This is a genomic window from Polyangium mundeleinium, assembly GCF_028369105.1.
Classification (GTDB): Bacteria; Myxococcota_A; Polyangia; order Polyangiales; family Polyangiaceae; genus Polyangium; species Polyangium mundeleinium.
Window position 1 is genome coordinate 982,010 of record NZ_JAQNDO010000001.1, and the last position, 19,964, is coordinate 1,001,973.

A 19,964-nucleotide genomic window follows, 5' to 3' on the forward strand; every position below is an offset into this window, starting at 1 on the left:
GCCGCCCTCATTCGTCCCCCGCCGCCGCCCGAGCCACCTCGGCGTGAGGGCCACCCGGGAAATTGCGCAGATACGCGCGCGCCGCCTCGCGGGCGAGGGGTTTGTCCCCGGAGCGTAGGCGCGCTTCGAGGAGGCGCCCCGCGGCCTCCCGGGCGAGCCTGCCGCGCGGGCGCTCGCGCAGGTACGTCGCGAACCAGCGCGCGGCCTCCGCATGCGCGCCCTGTTTGTCGAAGCTGATGATTCCCAGGAGGAAGGCCGCCTCGGCGGCTTGTTCGTCGGCCGGGAAGCGCCGTCGCAGCGCCGAGAACGCTTCCACGGCGCGCGCCGTATCACCGGTCAGGCGGGCGGCGTCGCCGAGGTCGCGGAGATCGGCCGCGCTACCTGTCTCGTAAATGGCACCGAGCCCCTCGCGGTCCGCCGCTTCGAGGGCGTCTTTGTATTTGCCCGAGGCCGCAAGATCACGCCACGAGGGGCCCGGCGGTGTGGGCGGAAGGGCTATCTTGCGCGGCGGTGCGGCGCGCGGGACGTTCGGCGCAGGCGGTGGATCCGGGGCTTTTTCGGGCGGGTCCTCGGGCAAGGACGGCGGCTCTGCCGCATTCTGAGGGACGTCCGGCGTCTCGCGTGTCTCCTGGTTGTCCCGGTGAATCACGAAGCGCCCCTCCTTGCGGTTCACCTCCAGCGTATCGCCGCCGCGCAGGGCGATTCCTTCGCCGAGGATGGGACCTGCGACCGAGACCGAGCCTTCGACGAGGTGCAGCGTGAGCCGCTCGGCGGCGAGATCCCAGGCGACATGAAAACGTGTGCCCGTGACCAGGATCTCGAAGGGGCCGCTGTCGACGAGCCAGCGTGTGCCCTCGTGGTGCACGACGGAGGCCTCGAGCGCGCCATTTTCGAGCACGACGCGCCCACCCGCCCGATCCACGGAGGCAATTCGGACGCTCGAATCCGGCTGGATGCGGAGGCGTGTCCCATCCGAGAAGACCACGGGCACCATGCGCCCGGCCGGCGTCGCGATGAAGGCCCCGGCCCTGCCCGCATAGGCCCCGTCGCCCGCGCCGACGTGAAACGTGAGCGGGCGCTGCCCGAGGACGAAGAAAATGAGGAGGCACGTTGCCGCTGCCACGGCGAGAGCCGCCCCGACAAACCGTTTCCGGGCTCGCCGGGGAGGATGCGCCCGCCGCGCAGCGTCCGCGGTGAAGAGGCGCGCGCGCGCCGCGGGATCGGGCGCCCGGCGGCGGAGGATCTCGTCCTGCTCCGCGGCGATCCTGCGGCCGAGCCGGATCAGCGCTTCTTCGGAGCTCCCCATCGTGCACTCCCTTCGAGCCAGTCCGAGAGGGCCGGGTGCTCCCGCGCCTGCTCGGTGAAATGGGCCTCGGCGCGCGCGAGCCGCCGTTTGATGGTCGCGAGCGAGACGCCACACGCCTCCGCGATCTCCGTGAGTTCCATCCCCCCGACGAAGCGCAGCGCGAAGGGAATCCGCTCGTCGACGGGCAAACCATCGAGGATCGTGTACGTGGCGCGAAGGGCCTCCGTCACCTCGCTGCTCGGCAGAGGCGCCTCCACCTCGGGGACTTCATACCAGGGCAAGAGCCGGAGCCAGAATCGGCGCGAGCGGCGCAAGATGCAGGTTCGGGCGGTGAAAATGGCGATCGAGGTGAGCCAGGCGCGCAAGGCGCCCGGGTCGCGTAGCTCGTCGATCGAGCCGAGCGCGCGGACGAACACATCGTGATGGATATCGGCGAGCTCGCGATCGGCGCCGAGCACGCGCACGAGCGTCCGCATGACGTGCGCCTCGTACCTATCGTAAAGCGCCGCGATCGCCGCGCGGTTGCCCGCACGAACGGCGGTCACCAAGACGGCGTCGTCCCCCACGAAAGGGAGGGCCCGGACGACCACGCCGCCGCCGCTGCCGGCCGCAGGATGCTCGCTCGTTCTCGTGGAAAGTTGCGACGTACCCACGTTGATGACGCCACAGTATCCGCACCTCGTCCAGACGGCTCATCGGTTGGTTGTCTCACGGATTGAAGCCGTCGCCCGTACGCGTCCTGAACGTGCGTCGCCCTTTACGCTACCAATGAGAGCGGGTAGGGTCGAAGACTTGGGGGAAATGTCATGAACGATTGCGCCCAGAGCGCGAGTGGAATCGAGGCCGAGCGCGACGAGCTGCGGGCGGAGGTCGAGCGGCTCCGTCGCAGGCTCGCCAAGGTGGAGGGGACTGCGGCTGCGGCCCTTGGGACCGAGTCGAAGCGGATGGAGCAGGACCTCTTGGCGCAGCAGGCCGTGCTTTGGGCGTTCCTCGACAACACGCCCGCTTTGATGTTCGTCAAGGATCTCGAGGGGCGGTTCGTCCTGGTGAACGAAGAATATACGAAGTTCGCGGGCCGCTCGTCGGCGGAGTTGCTGGGGCATCCGGGTTCGTCCGTGCTCGCGGCGGCGGACGTGCCGAGGATGGATGCGGCGGATCGGCGCGCGCTCACGGAGGGGCGGATGCAGTTCGCCGCTACGCTGACCGTGCCCGACGGGTCGAGGAGGACCTTCATGACGGTGAAGTTCCCGATCCGGGACGAGCGCGGTGAGGTATTCGGTGTGGGCACGGTGGCCATCGATATGTCGCGCGAGCAAGAGGCGGAGCAGGCACGCGCCGCCTTGCAGGAGACAATCATCGCTGCGCAGGAAGCGACGATTCGCGAGCTGACGATCCCGCTCCTGCCCATCGCCGACCACGTCGTCGCGATGCCCCTGGTCGGCACGATCAACGAGCGGCGGGCCCAGCAAATCCTCGATGCGTTGCTCGAAGGGATCACGCGGCACCAGGCGACGGTCGCGATCCTGGATGTCACGGGCATCCGTATCGTCGACACGCACGTCGCGCAGGCGCTCGTTCATGCGGCGCAGGCCGCGAAGCTGCTCGGCGCCGAGGTCGTGCTCACGGGAATGAGCCCGGCCATCGCGCGCACGCTCGTGGATCTCGGCGCGGACCTCCAGGGGATCGTCACCCTGGGCACGCTCCAGAGCGGCATTGCGTGGGCGATCAGGGGCCGGCGTTGAGGAGGACGAGCACGTCGCGATCCTGGCGATTCGCGACGGCAATGTCGGGGCGGCCATTCGTGTCGAAATCGTCGATCAAAAGGCCATTGGGGCTCAGGCCGAGCGCGAGCTTCTGAAGGGGCTGGAAGCTGCCGTCGCCGTTGCCGAGGAAAATGGACAGATCGGAGGTCGTGAAATTCTCGACCGCCACGTCGACGTGCCCGTCGCCATTGAAGTCCGCGACGCCGATGGCCATCGGCGCGCCGCCGGAGGGGTGGTGCACGGCCGCCTGGAAGGCCCCGTCGCCGTTGCCGAGCAGCACGGACATGTCGTTGCTCTCCGCGTTCGCCGCGACGAGATCGACGTGCCCGTCGCCATTGAAGTCGCCCGTTGCCACGGCGCGCGCGAGCTTCCCCGCGGGGTAGCCGGTCGCAGCGGCGAACGTCCCATCGCCGTGACCGAGGAGGATCCTCACGTCATCAAACGCGGCGACGGCGAGGTCGAGCGAGCCATTGCCGTCGAAATCGGCGGTCGCGATGCTGATGGGCGCCGTGCCGGCGGGGTAGGTGACGGCAGGCGCGAGCGTCCCGTCGGGTTTGCTGAGGAGCACGTGCACGCCGATGCCCGACTGGCCAGGGACGATCAAATCTCCGAGGCCGTCCACATTCACGTCCCGCACGACGAGGTGCATTCCCTGGCCGAGGGCCTCGTAACTCGCGCTCATGGCCTGCGACGGGAACGTGCCGTCGCCCTGGTTCACGAGGACCGAGACCGTGCCGAGGTGCGAAAGTGCGATGTCCGCCTTGCCGTCCCCCGAGAGGTCACCGATGGCCGCGGAGAAGAGCGAGATCGTGTTCATATTCATGACCACGGGGAACGTCTCCGGCGGGCCGAAGGAGCCGTCGCCTTTGCCACGGAGGATCGTGTACGTATTGTCTTGCAGGGAATTGGCCGTGACGATGTCCGTCGCGCCGTCCCCGTCGAGGTCGCCGCCGGCGAGCCAGAGGGGCGGAGAGAGGTCCGCGCCGACGACGTACGAGGCTGGCGCCTTGAAAAGCGCGCCCGCGCCGCCGGCGCCACCGGCGCCGCCTGTACCGCCGGACCCGCCCGCGCCGCCGGACCCGCCCGCGCCGCCCGTGCCCGAGCTGCTCGACGAGGCGCTGCTGCCCGAGGACGAGGTGCCATTGGCATCGGGGTCGTTCGAAGCGCAGGCGCTGAACGCCGCCCCGCCGAGGAGGAAAAGAAACGTGCTGAAGATAGGACGAAACAAAGGGAAGCTCCTTTCTGGTTTCCTGGATTCCGTGCCGCTCTCTACTTCCAGCTCACCTCATAACGGCAACGCGACCCGCGAAGCTTTCGACAAACCAAGGGTTCGAGGTGCGTGACGAGCGCGGTGCGTTCAAATCGCCGCGCCCAGGCCTGCATGATTCCGCGATCGAGATCGCAATTGTAGGGGGAATCCACCTCCATGACGGCGCGGTGCCGGGAAACGGAGGCGCATTTGTAATGACCGATGCCCTCCCGCATCGTGCCCGTATGCGGATCGAACATGGGCACGCCGTTTTCGAGGTGATTGAGGTGGTATCCAGCGTCGAAGATTTGCATCGCCGTGGCGATGTCGGTCGCCCCGGGCGGAATGGCGGCGTGGTTGACGACCTGGCAGCCCATCTCGAAGGCTCTCTGCGGGCCGACGAGCAAGAGCAACTCGCCCAGCGCGGCAATGAGCTTGTCGAGCGGGCTGGCCGGCGGGATCTCGAGCTCGCCACTCGGTCCCACCCGGGCGAGCCCGTATTTCGTGAAGACGGCGCGCGGGGCGTCGGGCACCGCTTTGAACGCGTCGAAGTAACTTTCGAGGATGGGGCGGGTGGCCGCGAATTCCGAGAGCATCCCGCAGGATAGCGGACAGGCAGCGGAACACCAGGTCGGGCGCGGAGGCGGGCAGGCTCCCGCCACGGGGCGGGAGCGCCTACCCGCGCCGATCACGCATTCAAGAGGCGCATGCTCACCTCGGCATAACGCGCCCCGGCCGCAGCGCCGCGGGGCATGACCGCGTCGAGGCGCGCGAGATCGTCCGCCGAGAGCGAGATGGCCTCTGCCGCGATGTTCTCTTCGAGGTAGCTCCGGCGCTTCGTGCCCGGAATGGGCACGATGAAATCACCCTGGACGAGCACCCACGCGAGCGCGAGCTGCGACGCTCTCACGCCCTTTTCGGCGGCGATTGTCTCCACCTTGGCCACGAGGTCGAGGTTCTTCTGGAAGTTTTCCCCCTGGAAGCGCGGCGAGCTGCGGCGGAAATCGTCGGGCGCGAGGTCCTCGAAGCGCTTGATTTGCCCCGTGAGGAAGCCGCGGCCGAGGGGGCTGTAGGCGAGGAAGCCGATGCCGAGCTCGCGACAGACGGAAAGGATGTCGTCCTCCGGATCCCTCGTCCAGAGCGAGTATTCCGTCTGCACCGAGGCCAGCGGATGGACCGCGTGCCCGCGCCGGAGCGTCGCCGCGCTCGCCTCCGAGAGGCCGATGGCCCGCACCTTGCCCGCCTTCACGAGGTCCGCCATCGCGCCCACGCTCTCCTCGATGGGCGTTTTGGGATCCACGCGGTGGAGCTGATACAGATCGATCACGTCGACGCGGAGGCGCCGGAGGCTCGCGTCGCACGAGTTCCGGATGTACGCGGGCGTGCCGTTGACGCCGCGCACGCGCGTGTCGTTCGGATCACGCACGATCCCGCATTTCGTCGCGAGGACGACCTCGCCTCTTCGGCCCGCGATGGCGCGGCCGACGAGCTCTTCATTCGTGAATGGGCCATACATGTCCGCGGTGTCGAGCAGGTTGACGCCGAGATCGAGCGCGCGGTGAATCGTGGCAATTGACTCGGCTTCGTCGCGCGGGCCGTAAAAATCGCTCATGCCCATGCAGCCGAGGCCGAGGGCAGAGACCGTGAGGGGACCGAGCTTACGCGTGTGCATGAGGGCTCCTTCTTGTCGCGCCGCATGGTAGCGCCCGCGCCGCATGCGCACCATCCCTCGGGGCCCCGTGGTCCCGGCTGGTTTCTTGCTTCTCGGCTGTGCCACGCAAACCAGCTGCACGGCTTTATTTCCAGCTCACCTCGTAACGGCACCGCGGGGCGCCGGTTTTTCGGCAGACCGAGGGCTCGATGTGCGTGACGAGCGCGGTGCGCTCGAACCGCCGCGCCCAGGCTTGCATGAGCCCGCGATCGAAATCGCAAGGGTAAGGCACGTCCACTTCCATGACGGCGCGGTGTCGCGAGATGGAGAGGCACCGGTAATGACCGATGCCTTCGCGCATCGTACCCGTCTGCGGGTCGAACATGGGGACGCCGTCCTCCAGGTGATTGAAATGGTATGCGGCGTCGAACATCTGCATCGCCGTGACGATGTCGGTCACGCCTGGCGGGCTCTCGGCGTACTTCATGCCCGCGACGCCCATCTCGAAGGCCTTCTGTGGACCGATGAGCGCACACAGCTCGTTCTCCGCCCGGACGAGCTTGTCGATAGGGCACGTCTCGTGGAACTCGAACTCACCGCTCGGCCCTACGCGGCCGAGCCCGTACCTCGTATAGACGGTGCGCGGAGCGTCGACCGCTTTGAACGCGTCGAGATGGCCTCGCAAGGTGAGCCCGGTAATGGTGAATTTCGAGAGCATACCGGTGAGCATAAAGGGAGGGTTCCCTGAAAACCAGGGCGGGCGCCCTTCGGCCGGATTAGAGCCGCGAGGCGCGCACGGCCGGGGGCCCCTCGTCGAGCAGCTCCTGCAGCTTGTGCACCTCGACCGGTTTGACGAGGTGCACGTCGAACCCGGCGGCCAGCGCGGAGGTGCGTTGCTCGGGTGATCCATACCCCGTCAGCGCCACGAGCCAGAGGCCTCTTCCGCGGGGATCGGCGCGCAGCCGCCGCACCACCTCGAACCCGTCGATGCCCGGCAGGCCGATGTCGATGAGCGTCACGTCCGGCAGGAGCTCGAGCACTTTGCCGACGCCCACGATTCCATCCGAGGCGGCGTGGACCTCGTGGCCCCACATCTCGCAGAGATTGCCGAGCGCCTGCTGCGCGTCGACGTTGTCCTCCACGATGCAGACGCGCCGCCGGCGGAGCTCGGTGGTTCCTCGCTGCGACGCGCGTTCGCCCGCCTCGGCGACCCCGAGCAGCGGCAAGCGCACCTCGAACTCGGCGCCGTGCCCGATGCCCTCGCTGCGCGCCTCCACCTGGCCGCTGTGCAGCTCGACGAGCGTGCGCACGAGCGTGAGGCCGATCCCGAGGCCGCCACGCGAGCGCGCGAGCGTCACGCTGGCCTGCGCGAAGAGGCCGAAGATCATGGGAAGCGCGTCGGCCGCGATGCCGACGCCGTCGTCGCGCACCGTGACGCGCGCGAACGTGGCGCCGCCGGATGTGATCGGATCGAGGCGCATGCGGATGTGACCGCCGACGTCGGTGTACTTGCTCGCGTTGTCGAGCAGGTTCGTGAAGATCTGTTCGAGGCGCGTGATGTCGCCGCGGATCTGCACGGGCACGTCCGGCAGCGCGAGCGTGAGCGTCTGGCCGCGCGCGTTAGTGCTGCGCTCGCGTGTCGTGAGCACCACACGCGCGAGCAGGCTCTTCAGATCCACCGGCCCGAGGCGCAGGTCGATCTTGCCCTGCGTGACGCGCGAGACGTCGAGCAGATCGTCGACGAGCCGCGCGAGGTGCACGGTCTGACGTCGCAGGACCTCGCGGGCGCGGCGCTCGCCCTTGTTCACGGCGTCGCGTTGTTCGAGCAGCGGCAGCGACGCGGTGATGGCCGCGAGCGGGTTGCGGAGCTCGTGCGCCAGCATGGCGAGGAACTCGTCCTTGCGACGGTCTGCCTCGGCCAGGCGATCGGCGCGCGCGCGGAGCTCACGCTCGGCCTGCGCGAGCCGCAGGAGCGAGCGCACGGTGGCCACGAGCTCGGTGGCCTCGAAGGGCTGCGTCAAATAACCGTCGGCTCCGATGTCGAGCCCCTGCACCTTCTTGTCGAGCGAGACGAACGTCGCCGACGTGTGCAGGATCTTCACGCCCGCGGTGTCTGGGTTTGCCTTGATGCGCCGGCAGACTTCGAAGCCGTCGATGTCGGGCAGCTTGACGTCGAGCACCACCACGTCGGGCGGAGCGCGGTGGATCATCTCGAGCGCGTCCATGCCGCTCGACGCTTCGACGACGTCGAGGCCGGCCCTGCGGAGCATCGTCGTGCCGAGATAACGCGCGACCTCGTTGTCGTTCACGTTGAGGATCTTGCCCCCATGCTCCCGCGCCTTGCCGTTGTTCCGTTGCATGCGTCCCGTCACTCCGTGCTCGATGAGGTGCCCACACCTGCTTTCCGCAAGGCGTCGCGAATGCGGTGGATGGCGAGTTCGCGCGAGAGGCTGTCCTTCGAGAGGATCGCCTCGGTCTCGGCCACGAGCCGCTCGCGTTCGGAGGGCTCGAGCACGTGGGACGTGACGATCACCACGGGGATGCTCCGCGTGCGCGGGTCGGCCTTGAGGTCGTCGAGGACGTCGAACGCGGTGACGTCCTTCAGCAGGAAGTCGAGGAGGATGACCTCGGGACGGAGCTTTTGGGCGAGCTCCACGCCTTCGGGCCCGGTGCGCGCGTCGATGAGCTCGTAGGGCGTCTTTTCGAGCAGCTTGCGCATGAGGTACCGGGCTCGCTCGTCGTCGTCGATGACGAGCAGCCGCGCCGGCGTGCCGGGCCGCGCCACGCTCTTCAGCTTGCGGAGCAGGTGATCCTGATCGACGGGCTTGAGCCAGAACTCGTCGGCGCCGAGCGCGCGCGCGCGTTGCTCCTTGTTGATGACGGTGACGACGAGCACGGGGATCTCGCGCGTCTCCGGGCTCTGCTTCACCTCGGCCAGGAAATCCCAGGTGGCCTCGCCTTCGAGCATGATGTCGAGCACGATCGCCGCAGGGCGGAACGTGCCGAGCTGTTTGCGCGCGTCGTCGACGGTGCGCGCGGGCACGACCTGAAAGCCCGCGAGCGAGAGGAACTTCTCGTAGATGAACATCGTCTTGCGATCGTCCTCGACGATGAGCACTGGCGAGCGCGAGGGATCGAGCGGGCGCGCGGCGAGCGTCGCGAGTTCGCGGACCTCGGGGTGCGTGGCGGGGATCGTGAGGGTGAAGGTGGATCCTTCGCCGAGTTTGCTCTCGACCGTGAGCGTCCCGCCGAGCAGCTCCGCCAGGCGCCGCGAGAGGGCGAGGCCGAGGCCGATGCCCTTGTGCTTGCGCTGGACGGGTCCGTCGATCTGCCCGAACTCCTCGAAGACGCGATCGAAGTGCTCGGCCGCGATCCCGATGCCCGTGTCCTGCACGCGGAAGACCACCTCGTCGCCGCGACGTACGGCGCTCGCCACGACACGGCCCTGCTCGGTGAACTTGAGCGCGTTCGTGATGAGGTTGCGGAGAATCTGAGCGACCTTGCCCCGATCGGTCTCGAGCGTGATGTTGCCCTCGGGCAGCTCGAAGAGGAGATCCACGCCGGGGTGCGAGGGCAGGAGAGGCCGGAGCATGCCGCGCAGCGAGGCGAAGAAGTCGGAGACGGTGAAGAGGTCCGCGCGCAGCGTGAGCTTGCCAGCCTCGGCCTTGGAGAGATCGAGGACGTCGTTGACGAGCTGCGAGAGCTCTTCGGCCGAGGTGCGGATGAAGCGGATCTGTTTCTGCTGCTCCTCGCTGAGCGGGCCATCCGTGCCGTCGAGCAGAAGCTGGGACAGACCCAGGATCGAGTGCAGCGGCGTGCGGAACTCGTGGCTCACGTTGGCGAGGACGCGACGGCGGACCTCGGAGGTGCGGCGGAGTGCGTCGGCCTTCTCTTCGATCTCGGCGTGGAGCGTGACAACGCCGCGGTTCGACTCGTCGAGCTCGCGGTTCGTGCGGGTGAGCTCCGCGTGTTGTTGCTCGATCTCGCGTTGTTGCCGCACGACCTCGCGGTTCAGGTTCACGATCTCGGTGAGGGCGCGGCTGAGCTGCTCGATCGCGCCGCCGTAGCCCTCCGGGTACACGAAGCCGAAGAGCTCGACGCCGCCCTCGCCGTTCGGGCGCGCGCTGAATGACACGGTGGCGGGCTTGCCGTGGCAGAGGAGCGCGAGCTCCCAGCCGCGGATTTCACTCCCCACCGCGCGCGTGAGCAGCGCTTGGGTTTTTTCTTCGGTGCCGGGCACGGCGAGCGTGGTCAACGCGGCGCCGGGCTGCGCGCCGAGGAGGTTTCGCGCGCGCACGTCGGCCCACTGGATGACCCCGAGCGCGTCGCATGCGAGCGCGAGCTCACGGCTCTCGGAGAGCCAGCGCGCGTCCGTTCGTTCGTTCATGCCGTCCCTCCGAGGGCCAGGTGCCGCACGTGGGACGCCGGGCGTGCGACCAGCCGGCCCGCGACCTCGATGAGCTCGCGGGCGTCGCGGGCGAATTCGTCGGCGCCGAGCTCCCCCGCGGGATCGGCGAGCGTACTGCACGCGGCGCCGCCGACGAGGATGGGCAGCGCGTCGCCGAAGTCGGACCGCAGCCGCGCCACGGTCATGCGCAGCGAGTGGAGGTTGAAGCTCATCGTGGCCGAGAGCGCGACGAGGTCGGGGCGCTCCCTGTGGATCATGGACACGAGCGATTCGGTGGGGACGTCGGCGCCGAGGAATCGAACCTCGTAGCCCGCGAGGTCGAGGGCGTCGGCGGCGAGGCGCGCGGGGAAATCGTGGTGCTCGCCCTCGACGCAGCCGAAGACGACGAGCTTGCCGATGAGCGGTGAGGCAGGCGAGAGCCGGTAGAGGTGCGCGAGAACGACCTGCGCGACCGCGGTCGCGAGGTGCTCGTCGGCCACGCTGATCCGGTTGTCCTGCCAGAGCAGCCCGATCTCGCGCTGGGCGGCCTCGAGGACGTGCTGGGACAGCTCCGCGGCCGGCGCGCCGCGCCCGACGCCTTCTTCCATCACCAGGCGCAATGCTTCACGCCGATCGCCTGCGAGCTGAGCTTTGACGAATTGCGCACACAGATCGTCGAGGTCCATGGGGCTTCGGAGGTGTTGCACGGAGGACGCCCGCGGCAGGGTCGAATGGCAGGCCCATCCGTCGATTTGCAACCCCTCGCCCTCGTGCGCTTTGCCCTCGGAAAACATGGATTCGCTTCTTGCTAGAGCCTCGTCACGATCGGGAGATGGGAATTGGTTCCAATGGCCTCCGGGAGCCGGCCGATCGCGGGTTTCGTCTGTCGTGAGGAGCCATGACCAGAACGGGAATGATTCTTTGCATCCCGAGCCCGCCCGTGTGGCATTGATTTCTGCGTCGGGATGACCCGTAGGGACACACCTGAGTATAAGTAGTTGGTGGACTGGCAAGCATGCAAACGGGGCAAACCTGGCCATGGCGAGCATTCGCGCTGTGCGCTTGTGCGGCAATGGCCGAGCTGAGGCTTCCCTGGAATGGGCCGCCGAGAAGGCTCGGCCGGGCCGCGCAGCACGTGGACGTGAGCCTCCGCGCGGGGTGGCGTTTTACCCGTGAAACGCGCGAATGGTGATCGAAATCCGGCGTCCGCGTGCGCCCTTGGGCGCGGGCACTTCGTGGGTCCAGGCTCGATTCGTGTCCCATGGGAGCACGATGACCCCTGCATGAAGGGCGGGGACGTCCACGAACCCTTTTCCTCGCCACGGCCGCATTCGAAATACCCGCTCCTCGCCGAAGGAGATCGTGACGATCGGCGAGCCCTCGATGCGGTTGATGTCGCTGTCGCGGTGTTTTCCGATGTAATGCCCCTCCGCGCCGTCGTACCAGTTGAAGAGCAAGCCGTTCAGCCGCGGCTCGAATGTCGCGCGCGCCCAGCCGAGCCAGTCCTCCATCTCGGGCGTGAGCGGCAGCGCGCGATTCGTGTTGCCCGTGTAGCGGTAGTCCGCGCCGTACGCCTGTTGCCATCGCGGCGTGCGCACGAGGCGGCCGTGCATCTTGATCTCGTGAAACGCGTCGGGGTGCAGCGCCCAGAGCGCCTCGAGGCCGGTGGCATCCGGGACCAGGGCCTCCGGCAGGGCGCCGACCTCTACGTGGTGCGTCTCGTCGAGCGCGATCGTGCGGAGCGGGATCATGGGCTGATCATACGTTCAGACGATGGGGAGCACAAGCGAGTCGCTTGCGGGTGGTTGACCTCGCCCTTTCGAGTGGTTTTACTCCGGGCCCGGCCGCGTTCGGCTGAAGGAGGCTCGTTTCGATGGCGCTCACGTTCTACTACGGCTCCGGATCGCCGTACGCCTGGAAGGTATGGCTCGCGCTCGAGCACAAGAAGCTCGACTACGATTGGAAGCTGCTCTCGTTCGACCGCGGGGAGACGGGCACCCCCGAGTATCTCGCGATCAACCCGCGCGGAAAGGTGCCCGTCCTCGTGCATGACGGCCTCGTGATCGCCGAGTCGAACGCGATCGTCGAGTACCTTGAAGAGCGATTCCCCGACTCCCCGCTCTGGCCCCGCGACGTGGCCGCGCGCGCGCAGGCCCGACAGCTCGCCGCCGAGGCCGACGGCTACATCGCCCCGGTGCAGCGACGTCTGTTCCAGGAAACTTTGTACACCAAAGAAGAGGCGCGGGACGCGACCAAGATCGCCGAGGCCCAGGCGGCGATCCTCGATGAGCTCGCGCGATGGGAGGCCCGGCTCACGGGCGATTGGCTCGTGGGGGAGCTCTCGCTCGCCGATTTCGCGGTGTACCCGCACATCCGCGCCATCCGCCGCGTCGACGACCGGCTGCCCGCGCACGGCCTCGGTGACCGGTGGCCCGCCCGCATCGCCGTGTGGATGAAGCGCATCGAGGCATTGCCTTATTACGCGAAGACGATTCCCCCGCACTGGAAGGGCTGACCTTCCACGAACCGGCGGACGCGACGACGGCGCGGGACAGGAACCCGCCACACGCGGCAGGAGGGAGCCGGCATATCACGGAGATAGCCAGTGCCGGCTCGTCCTGCTACGGTGGGCTCGTCTGCGGTGCGTGACGAGCAGGTGCGAGAGATGTCCGAACATTTCGACGTGATCATCGTGGGGGCAGGGTTATCGGGGATCGGGGCGGCTCACCACCTCACGACCCGATGCCCCGGCAAGACCTTCGCGATCCTCGAGGGGCGCGAGGCCATCGGCGGGACCTGGGACCTCTTTCGTTATCCGGGCATCCGCTCCGATTCCGACATGTACACGCTCGGCTACTCGTTCAAGCCGTGGAAGGACCGGAAGGCGATCGCGGATGGTCCGGCGATCCTCGCGTACATCCGCGAGACGGCCCGCGAGGACGGGATCGAATCGAAGATCCGGTTCGGCTGCCGGGTCGTGCGGACCTCGTGGTCGAGTGAGCGCGCGGCGTGGACGGTGGAGGTCGAGCGCGGCCCTTCGAAGGAGATCGTCCGCTTCACGTGCAATTTCTTGCTCATGTGCAGCGGCTACTACGATTACGAGAAGGGATATGCTCCCGAATTCTCGGGCACCGAGCGCTTCCAGGGTCGCGTCGTGCACCCGCAATTCTGGACGGACGACGTCGAGTATCGCGGAAAACGCGTGGTCGTGATCGGCAGCGGCGCGACGGCCGTCACGCTCGTGCCGGAGCTGGCCAAGGAGGCCGCGCACGTGGTGATGCTTCAGCGCTCGCCGACGTACGTGGTATCGCTCCCGTCCCAGGACGTGATCGCGCGCTGGCTCCAGAAGCGCGTCCCCTCGCATGTCGCGTACGACGTCACGCGCTGGAAAAACGTGCTCGTGGGCATGTTCTTTTATCAGCTCGCGCGGCGGAGGCCGGAGGGCATGAAGAAGCGTCTCGTCGACCTCGTGCGAGGGCAGCTCGGGCAAGACTACGACGTCGACAAACATTTTACGCCCCGATACAATCCCTGGGATCAGCGTCTTTGTGTCGTGCCGGACGGGGATCTTTTCAAGGCGGTGAGGGCGGGCAAGGCGTCGGTCGTCACGGACCATATCGAGACGTTCACCGAGAAGGGGCTGCGGCTCGTGTCGGGGCAGGAGCTCGAAGCGGATCTTGTCGTCATGGCGACGGGGCTCCGGCTCCTTTTCCTCGGCGGCGTGGAGGTCGTGGTGGACGGCCGTCGCATGGAGTCGTCGAAGCTCCTCAGCTACAAGGGCGTGATGTTCAGCGACGTGCCAAACCTGGCGTGCGCGTTCGGGTACACGAACGCATCGTGGACGCTGAAGGCCGATCTCGTCTCCGAATACGTTTGTCGCTTGCTGAACCACATGGACGCGATCAGCGCGCGCCGATGCACGCCGCGCCGCGGGGATTCCGACATGGAGGAGTTGCCCTTGCTCGACTTCTCGTCGGGGTATGTCCAGCGCGCGGTCGGCGCGTTCCCGCGGCAGGGCTCGAAGAAGCCGTGGAAGGTGAATCAGAATTACCTGCTGGACATCGCGGCCTTGCGATTCGGGGAGGTGGACGACGGCACGATGGAGTTTGCCGGGACGACCTCCGCGGGCGCCGAGGTGCGCTCCCACGCGGGGGCGACGTCCTAAACGCCGTACACCTTGCGGAGCGCTTCGAGCAGCGCTCGCCCGCGGGGAGCGCCGAGTCCGGTGCAGGCGTTCCAGCCAGCCTCGGGCGAGGCGGCATATCCGCCGTTGTTGCCGGAGACGATGGTGCGGAAGACGTTCGCCCTCTCTTCCAATTGCAATCGATAAAGCAGCGGATTGAGGAACCCGAGGCGCCTCCCGACGCCCTGGCAGAGGCGGGCCACGAGCGCTGCGAGGAGCGGCGTGGACGCGCTCGTCCCGCCGCCGTACCGGTAGGCGCCGTCCACGAAGATGCGGTATCCGTCGAGGAAATCCGCATGGGCCGCAACGTCGGGGCAGCCGCGGCCGGCGAACGTGCTCGCCGGTTCGGTGAAGACCCAGTCGCGGAACGTGGCGAAGGTCCGGACGGGGACGGCGGCGCGGGCCTGCCATGCGGGGCGCTCGAAATAACCGCTCACGCCGCCGCTGCTGCTGCCGAGGTTGGCGGTCCTGCCCGCATGGCCATAGGCGAGGAGCATGGTGTCAGCGAGGCGATTCCACACGACCTCGTCCTTCCGGGCGCCTTCCTCGTCGAGGATCAGCGTCGTGCCCCCGCAGCACAGGACCCAGGGGCTGGAGCCCGGGAAATAGACCCGCGAGGGCGCCGAGAACATACCCTGCGCCATGGGGAAAATGGAGCCGGAGTCGCCCGAAGGAAGGCAGATCGTGATTCCCAGGATGGCGGCGATGACGAACAGCTCGTTGATCCGCGTGGCCTCGGCCCGGGTCCATACGCCGGGCAGATCCTCGGGCAGCCCCGCGCTGAGTGTGAGCACGGAGGGCCGGTTCTCGGTGTCGAAGAGCGCGGCATTGATGAGCTGGAAGTAGCTGTAGCTCGTGGTGTCGTGGTTTCCCCGCGCGCCAGAGAAATACACCACCGGACGCACGCCGGGCGCGCAGGAGAAGGCGATCTGCGCGTCCATGCTGACCTCGTAATTGGCCCAGGTGTCGTGCCCGGTCGCCCAGCGGTTGGGCCCCACGGTGAGGATCTCTGGCGCGCGCATGCCGAGGCCCTCGAAGAAGACTTGCATGTCGTCTGGGGAAAAGCCGCCGTAGAGGGAAAGCACCCCGAGGCATACGCCTTCCCCCGTGAGTTCAGCCGGGAAATCGTAAAGCTCGGCGAAGCGGGGCGGCGGGTGAAAGCGCCACGGTTTGTCAGGGGCGGCGGCCGGCGGGACCGGCGGAGCCTCGGCGCGTCTTCGGGGCGGCGGGCTGTCGTTCGTGAAGGGCGCGTTGCGGGGCAGGAAAACCCATAGGATCACACCGTCGAGGCTCGCGGGAACGGAGAGGGGTGCGTCGTGCGTGACGTCGATTTCCCCCCTGTAGGAATGGCGTTTCCATTTCACGCCGAATGCTGCCTCGAAAGATTGTGCGGTCCCGCGGAGCGTCACCGTTCGTGCAGCCCGCCGGACGTCGACCACGGAAAGATCGTGCGCGCGGGCAAACGCCTCGATCCGCGCGACATCCTCCGCGCTCGCTGCGTAGGTGGCCGCATAACGCTCGTGCGACCAGGGGTCGCGGGTGCGGACCACGCTCCAGGCGGTCTCCACGAGCGGCGGAGAGCCCTCCGGGGTGCGCAACCAAAGCACGGCGGTCATGATTTCGTCGGGGGAGACGTCACCCTTGAGCATGGCGCCGACGAGGGGCGGTCGGGCGCTGTCCTCGATGTCGACACGATCGATGCTCATTCCTCGCTCTCCTCGGGACGGCTGCCGAGCACGAATTCGCCCACGGTCGTCTCCGCGTAGTACTCGGTGCCGGCGGCCTTGCAGAAGAGATCCGAATCGCCCCGTCCCACGCCGCTGCAGGCGAGGTTCATCGCGGTCGCGACCAGGTAAAACGTCTGATAAAGCGCGCCTACGTTCTTGAGGGTGACCGAATACGAGATGCCCTCGTAACTCCAGGACACGCGCTGGAACCGGCTGGCCAGGCAAACGAGCACCTGTGGCAATTCGACGCGGAGTGTCGAGAGCGCGGCGCCCGTGAGCAGGGCCGTGACCTCGGGCGTGCGTCCCTGAATGCGCGAGAGGGCGTGCGCGGCGGGGTCGTAATGGTAGAGGCCCGCGTCGACGCCACGGCAGCGATTGATCGCAAGGTAGATTTCGAGGTCGTGGCAGGCGCCGCCGGAGGGGGATGGGCGCGTGGTGACGTCGTAACCGGATTCAGGCGTAGCGGGGATCTGCGCGCAGACCCGCGCGGACCGGTACAGGAATTCGCCGAGCTGCTCCACTGAAATGGGATCACGTCCCTGGACGCGCATGGTGCGCCTGCCCTCCAGCACGGCGGTGAAGGGACGATCGGCCTTGCAGAGCGCGTCGAGGTCCGGGCGAGGGAGAGAAATGGGAGGAGGGGCTGCGGTGCGCGGCGGCCGGAGGGCGGGCGGCGGCGGTACGCGGTCGCGGAAGGGGTAGGTTTTGCCGCAAGGCCAGGAATGGCGGCCGGGGCGGCTGCGGGTGTGGAACAGCAGGTCGTGGAAGGACCAGCTTGCAAGCTGGAATGCTTGTTCTTCCTCGGTATGCCCTGAAACTTCGGCCGGGATCACGAAACCGGCTGCGACGAGCAAGCCGACGAGGGTTGTCATCGCGTCGGGGCTCGCCCCGGGGACGGCGAGCGTCGCGGGCGTGGTCGCGCGGGCGAGCGCGAAGCAGAGGGCCGCGGCCCGGGCGTCCTCGATGCGCAGGAGCGCGTGACAGCGCGGTGATTCCAGCACGGGGCCCTCGCCGGCGCGGCGCTGATACGCGAAGCGGGAGAGCACGTAACGACGCGCGAGGTCGATGTCTCCGCTGCCCAGGGAAAACCAGGGCGAAATGGGGTGCAGCACCGATACCGTGGTATCGCCGTCGCGCACGACATACGCGAGCAGCGCGAGCTGCTCCAGACGGCGAAGGTGGTGGAGCAATGTCGCTACGGCGAGAGGCCCGTCCTGCGCGGCGATGCCTTCGGCCAGCGTTTCGATCGTCGGGCCCTCGGCGCAGAGGCGCTCGAATGCGGTGAGCAAAGCCTGCGGCAATGCCCCGAGCGGGATCGGGGGGAACGAGGGCGAGGTCAACTGGGCGGCGCCGCTCGCGTCCAGGCTCCAGGTGACCCCTTCGCGGAAGCGCAGGCCGAGTCGTCTTCGCCAGGTTTCCATCATGGCAACGTCTCCTCCGCAGCCCGCGCTAGACGAACATCGGGTGGGGATTCATGGATTCCTCGGGGAGAGCCGATTCGAGCAGACCCATGGCGACAGGCACGTCGTAAAGCCGGCCGGGGCCGAGGCGCGCCCAAAAATGGCGGAGCCCCGGCACGATCACCTTGACCACCACGAGGCTTGTATCGGGCCGGGTTTGATCGAGCACCAGCGTTTCGAGCCCGCGGTCACGGGCGCGCTCGATGCAAAACTTCACGGATTCTCGGAGATCGTCGCCGATGGGCAGCGCGAAATCACGCGGTGTGCGCGGCGTGGCTGTGCTCGAAATCAAATAAGGCTCCGACTCCAGCGTTGCCCGCCGCAACCAATCGACGATCAGCCCGCCCGGCGAGGGTGTGCCCGCGTCGCCCGTGAACGCGAACGGCATGAGTTGGTTGTGCTCGGTGACCGCGCGGACCAAGGCCAGGCGAGCGTCGAGGTGCGCGCCGAAGCCAAACAGGATCGATGGAAAGGGCCCCTCGATCTGCCGGGAAATCGCCGCGAACGTGGGAATGCCGAGGTCGCTTGTCAGGTCGAGGACCCATAACTCGCGTCCTCGGGCGCGCCAGTGCGCGACGGTGTCGAGGAGATAAGGCTCCTCGAAGCTCCCGAGATCCACCCCCGGCACGCGCAGGCGGTTGTACCACCAGAGCGCGACCGCGTCGCGCTCCACGAGCTCCAGAAACCCCTGAAGCACGGCCTCGGTGCGTGTATTGCCTGCCGCGCAGCCATTCGAGTCCGCTCGGGTGAATACGGGGCCCTCGCGAAACGGATAGCCGTAATAGCAGAACCCGGTGGGCACATAACGCCGCCGCTGCTCGGTCAAGGACCAGACCGGGCTCCATTCGATGGATTGCGCCGGATCGAAGGGCTCCGGCACCCACGTGCTCATCTCGCCGTGCCGATTCCACCGCGCGCGCTCGTCGTATTGACGGGTGCTGTACCCCATCAGGACGATCGGGTCGATCGCCGCCTCGCCGAGCTCCGTCTGGACCGCGCGGACGCGCGCCTCGTCGCCCTGGAAGACGCCCGCGTACCGCTCGATCGACTCACAAATTGCGCCGGTCTTCGCCTGGATATCCGTCCGACCTTTGCCGCCGGAATGGCTGCGCAGGCTGCTGCGGAGCGACGAGAGGTCGTGCGCCATCTGCGAAAAATTATGGTCGGTCGAATACGAGAAGACGAGCCGAAGGTCGTCCTTGGGGCGTACGTTGCGGTGCAGGCGGCTCACGATGCCCGTGACGGGGCTCAAATGATGGGAGAGCCGATCGTACGTGTCCTCGGGCGTCGTCTGCCGGAAGCCGCCGTCCGCCGAGAACGTGCGCGGCGTGGGTTCGAGAAGGACGGGGCATTCTTGTCCCCGCGCGATCCTTTCACGATCCCCGCACGCCGGGCATTGGGGGCGCCGCACGAGGAGATGCGCGCGGCTCTCGAACGTGGTCGTGCCCATCGTGACGACCCGCCCTTCGAGGTCTGGAATCTCGCCCATCGCGGCCCAGCGCGCGACGGCCGTGGCAATCGTGGCGGCGAGGGCGCGTCGTGTGGAGGGGAGCGCGGCGAGGGCGGGCGGATGCACGGGTTTGCCCGTACGGCGCTCAAGATAACGCTCGACCCGGCGATGCCCCTCCAGGCGATGCGCGAGACAACGCCAGCAGCCAGTCTTGCCGGGAAGGAAAAGCGGTCCGAGCCAGCCATCGCTACCGGTCGGTCGAACGAGGAGCCACGGCGTTCGTTTTTCGAGCTGGGCCTGGTTCCAGGCTTCGAGCTCGGGGCGAAGGTAATCGTCCACGACGACGAGGGGCAGCTCCCCTTCGGCGACCGTTTCGATCGAGAGCTCGGCGAGGGCCTCGGCAATCGCGCTCGTATCCACGTCGCCCATGTTGATGAGGACGACGCGCGCTCCGCGCAGGCGCTCGCGGGCCTGCACAGGCGCGGCGCCGAGGGTGTCCCAAAAGGCGGCCTCCGCGCGAGGCATATCGGCCGCGTCGTTCGTGACGAAGCCGCCCTTGCGCAGCATGGTGATGGCGTAAAAAACCTCGGCGGGCGAAACGTGCGCCTCCAGGCGCTGGCAGATCTCCTGTTCGGTGAGCGTCCCGGTCAGGAGAGGTGCCAACGCCTGATAGGCTCGGCCGTGGAGAACGTGGCTACCCCCCTCCCAAAGGAGGTAGACGCCCTCGCCCTCGATGGGCTCGACGCGATAGGAGTGTTTGAAACGTGGGCGAGCGAGCATGAGCGGTC

The 19,964-nt window shown here is 67.8% G+C and carries 16 protein-coding genes; 3 read left to right on the forward strand and 13 right to left on the reverse strand.

The genetic code is table 11. The features are described from left to right. Positions 1–7 precede the first annotated feature (7 nt). Positions 8–1,306: a FecR domain-containing protein gene (locus POL67_RS04120; protein ID WP_271915719.1), complete on the reverse strand. Its 1,299-nt coding sequence runs from the start codon at positions 1,304–1,306 to the stop codon at positions 8–10. Then, positions 1,282–1,959 carry an RNA polymerase sigma factor gene (locus POL67_RS04125; protein WP_271915720.1) on the reverse strand — a complete coding sequence of 226 codons (678 nt, stop codon included), beginning with the start codon at positions 1,957–1,959 and terminating at the stop codon, positions 1,282–1,284. Before POL67_RS04125 ends, POL67_RS04120 begins: the two co-directional genes overlap by 25 nt. Positions 1,960–2,112: 153 nt before the next feature. Between POL67_RS04125 and POL67_RS04130 the strand changes: the two genes are divergently transcribed. Further along, positions 2,113–3,048, forward strand: a complete 936-nt coding sequence (locus POL67_RS04130; RefSeq protein WP_271915721.1) for a PAS domain-containing protein — start codon at positions 2,113–2,115, stop codon at positions 3,046–3,048. Here the strand turns inward: POL67_RS04130 and POL67_RS04135 are convergent. The 8 genes from POL67_RS04135 to POL67_RS04170 all read right to left on the reverse strand — a co-directional run bounded on the left by POL67_RS04135 (position 3,032) and on the right by POL67_RS04170 (position 12,107). Then, positions 3,032–4,297: an FG-GAP repeat domain-containing protein gene (locus POL67_RS04135; RefSeq protein ID WP_271915722.1), complete on the reverse strand. Its 1,266-nt coding sequence runs from the start codon at positions 4,295–4,297 to the stop codon at positions 3,032–3,034. The genes POL67_RS04130 and POL67_RS04135 overlap by 17 nt on opposite strands. A gap of 41 nt (positions 4,298–4,338) precedes the next feature. After that, the gene (locus POL67_RS04140) at positions 4,339–4,914 is read right to left on the reverse strand and encodes a hypothetical protein (protein WP_271915723.1); all 576 of its coding nucleotides are present in this window, start codon (positions 4,912–4,914) and stop codon (positions 4,339–4,341) included. Positions 4,915–5,006: 92 nt separating this feature from the next. Next, on the reverse strand, positions 5,007–5,990 hold the full coding sequence (locus POL67_RS04145) for an aldo/keto reductase (RefSeq protein WP_271915724.1): 984 nt from the start codon (positions 5,988–5,990) through the stop codon (positions 5,007–5,009). 124 nt (positions 5,991–6,114) lie between these two features. Then, on the reverse strand, positions 6,115–6,687 hold the full coding sequence (locus POL67_RS04150) for a hypothetical protein (protein ID WP_271915725.1): 573 nt from the start codon (positions 6,685–6,687) through the stop codon (positions 6,115–6,117). 58 nt (positions 6,688–6,745) lie between these two features. Further along, positions 6,746–8,329 (reverse strand): ATP-binding response regulator, encoded by a 1,584-nt coding sequence (locus POL67_RS04155; protein WP_271915726.1) that lies wholly within the window; start codon positions 8,327–8,329, stop codon positions 6,746–6,748. 8 nt (positions 8,330–8,337) lie between these two features. Further along, positions 8,338–10,356 (reverse strand): response regulator, encoded by a 2,019-nt coding sequence (locus POL67_RS04160; RefSeq protein ID WP_271915727.1) that lies wholly within the window; start codon positions 10,354–10,356, stop codon positions 8,338–8,340. After that, positions 10,353–11,150 carry a cobalamin B12-binding domain-containing protein gene (locus POL67_RS04165; RefSeq protein ID WP_271915728.1) on the reverse strand — a complete coding sequence of 266 codons (798 nt, stop codon included), beginning with the start codon at positions 11,148–11,150 and terminating at the stop codon, positions 10,353–10,355. The genes POL67_RS04160 and POL67_RS04165 overlap by 4 nt, the downstream gene beginning before the upstream one ends. Before the next feature lie 372 nt (positions 11,151–11,522). Continuing rightward, positions 11,523–12,107: an alpha-ketoglutarate-dependent dioxygenase AlkB gene (locus POL67_RS04170; protein WP_271915729.1), complete on the reverse strand. Its 585-nt coding sequence runs from the start codon at positions 12,105–12,107 to the stop codon at positions 11,523–11,525. A gap of 122 nt (positions 12,108–12,229) precedes the next feature. Here POL67_RS04170 and POL67_RS04175 point away from each other — a divergent pair, with 122 nt between their 5' ends. Both POL67_RS04175 and POL67_RS04180 read left to right on the forward strand, forming a co-directional pair. Further along, complete coding sequence (locus POL67_RS04175) at positions 12,230–12,871, forward strand: glutathione S-transferase family protein (RefSeq protein ID WP_271915730.1); 642 nt, start codon at positions 12,230–12,232, stop codon at positions 12,869–12,871. Positions 12,872–13,021: 150 nt separating this feature from the next. Beyond that, positions 13,022–14,521, forward strand: a complete 1,500-nt coding sequence (locus tag POL67_RS04180) for a flavin-containing monooxygenase (protein ID WP_271915731.1) — start codon at positions 13,022–13,024, stop codon at positions 14,519–14,521. Here the strand turns inward: POL67_RS04180 and POL67_RS04185 are convergent. From POL67_RS04185 to POL67_RS04195, 3 genes are read right to left on the reverse strand one after another with little or no spacing between them, the layout of a single operon-like run. Further along, complete coding sequence (locus tag POL67_RS04185; RefSeq protein WP_271915732.1) at positions 14,518–16,245, reverse strand: S53 family peptidase; 1,728 nt, start codon at positions 16,243–16,245, stop codon at positions 14,518–14,520. The genes POL67_RS04180 and POL67_RS04185 overlap by 4 nt on opposite strands. After that, entirely contained in the window at positions 16,242–17,690 is a 1,449-nt protein-coding gene (locus POL67_RS04190; protein WP_271915733.1) for a SagB family peptide dehydrogenase, read from the reverse strand. Before POL67_RS04190 ends, POL67_RS04185 begins: the two co-directional genes overlap by 4 nt. A 25-nt stretch (positions 17,691–17,715) precedes the next feature. Then, entirely contained in the window at positions 17,716–19,956 is a 2,241-nt protein-coding gene (locus tag POL67_RS04195; RefSeq protein WP_373372347.1) for a TOMM precursor leader peptide-binding protein, read from the reverse strand. Positions 19,957–19,964: the final 8 nt, after the last annotated feature.

What these genes read in the sequence shown, in the direction of transcription:
- POL67_RS04120 (WP_271915719.1), bottom strand. Translation starts at nt 1,306, where the DNA reads ATGGGGAGCTCCGAAGAAGCGCTGATCCGGCTCGGCCGCAGGATCGCC.
- POL67_RS04130 (WP_271915721.1), top strand. Translation starts at nt 2,113, where the DNA reads ATGAACGATTGCGCCCAGAGCGCGAGTGGAATCGAGGCCGAGCGCGAC.
- POL67_RS04140 (WP_271915723.1), bottom strand. Translation starts at nt 4,914, where the DNA reads ATGCTCTCGGAATTCGCGGCCACCCGCCCCATCCTCGAAAGTTACTTC.
- POL67_RS04145 (WP_271915724.1), bottom strand. Translation starts at nt 5,990, where the DNA reads ATGCACACGCGTAAGCTCGGTCCCCTCACGGTCTCTGCCCTCGGCCTC.
- POL67_RS04150 (WP_271915725.1), bottom strand. Translation starts at nt 6,687, where the DNA reads ATGCTCTCGAAATTCACCATTACCGGGCTCACCTTGCGAGGCCATCTC.
- POL67_RS04155 (WP_271915726.1), bottom strand. Translation starts at nt 8,329, where the DNA reads ATGCAACGGAACAACGGCAAGGCGCGGGAGCATGGGGGCAAGATCCTC.
- POL67_RS04160 (WP_271915727.1), bottom strand. Translation starts at nt 10,356, where the DNA reads ATGAACGAACGAACGGACGCGCGCTGGCTCTCCGAGAGCCGTGAGCTC.
- POL67_RS04165 (WP_271915728.1), bottom strand. Translation starts at nt 11,150, where the DNA reads ATGTTTTCCGAGGGCAAAGCGCACGAGGGCGAGGGGTTGCAAATCGAC.
- POL67_RS04170 (WP_271915729.1), bottom strand. Translation starts at nt 12,107, where the DNA reads ATGATCCCGCTCCGCACGATCGCGCTCGACGAGACGCACCACGTAGAG.
- POL67_RS04175 (WP_271915730.1), top strand. Translation starts at nt 12,230, where the DNA reads ATGGCGCTCACGTTCTACTACGGCTCCGGATCGCCGTACGCCTGGAAG.
- POL67_RS04180 (WP_271915731.1), top strand. Translation starts at nt 13,022, where the DNA reads ATGTCCGAACATTTCGACGTGATCATCGTGGGGGCAGGGTTATCGGGG.
- POL67_RS04185 (WP_271915732.1), bottom strand. Translation starts at nt 16,245, where the DNA reads ATGAGCATCGATCGTGTCGACATCGAGGACAGCGCCCGACCGCCCCTC.
- POL67_RS04190 (WP_271915733.1), bottom strand. Translation starts at nt 17,690, where the DNA reads ATGATGGAAACCTGGCGAAGACGACTCGGCCTGCGCTTCCGCGAAGGG.
- POL67_RS04195 (WP_373372347.1), bottom strand. Translation starts at nt 19,956, where the DNA reads ATGCTCGCTCGCCCACGTTTCAAACACTCCTATCGCGTCGAGCCCATC.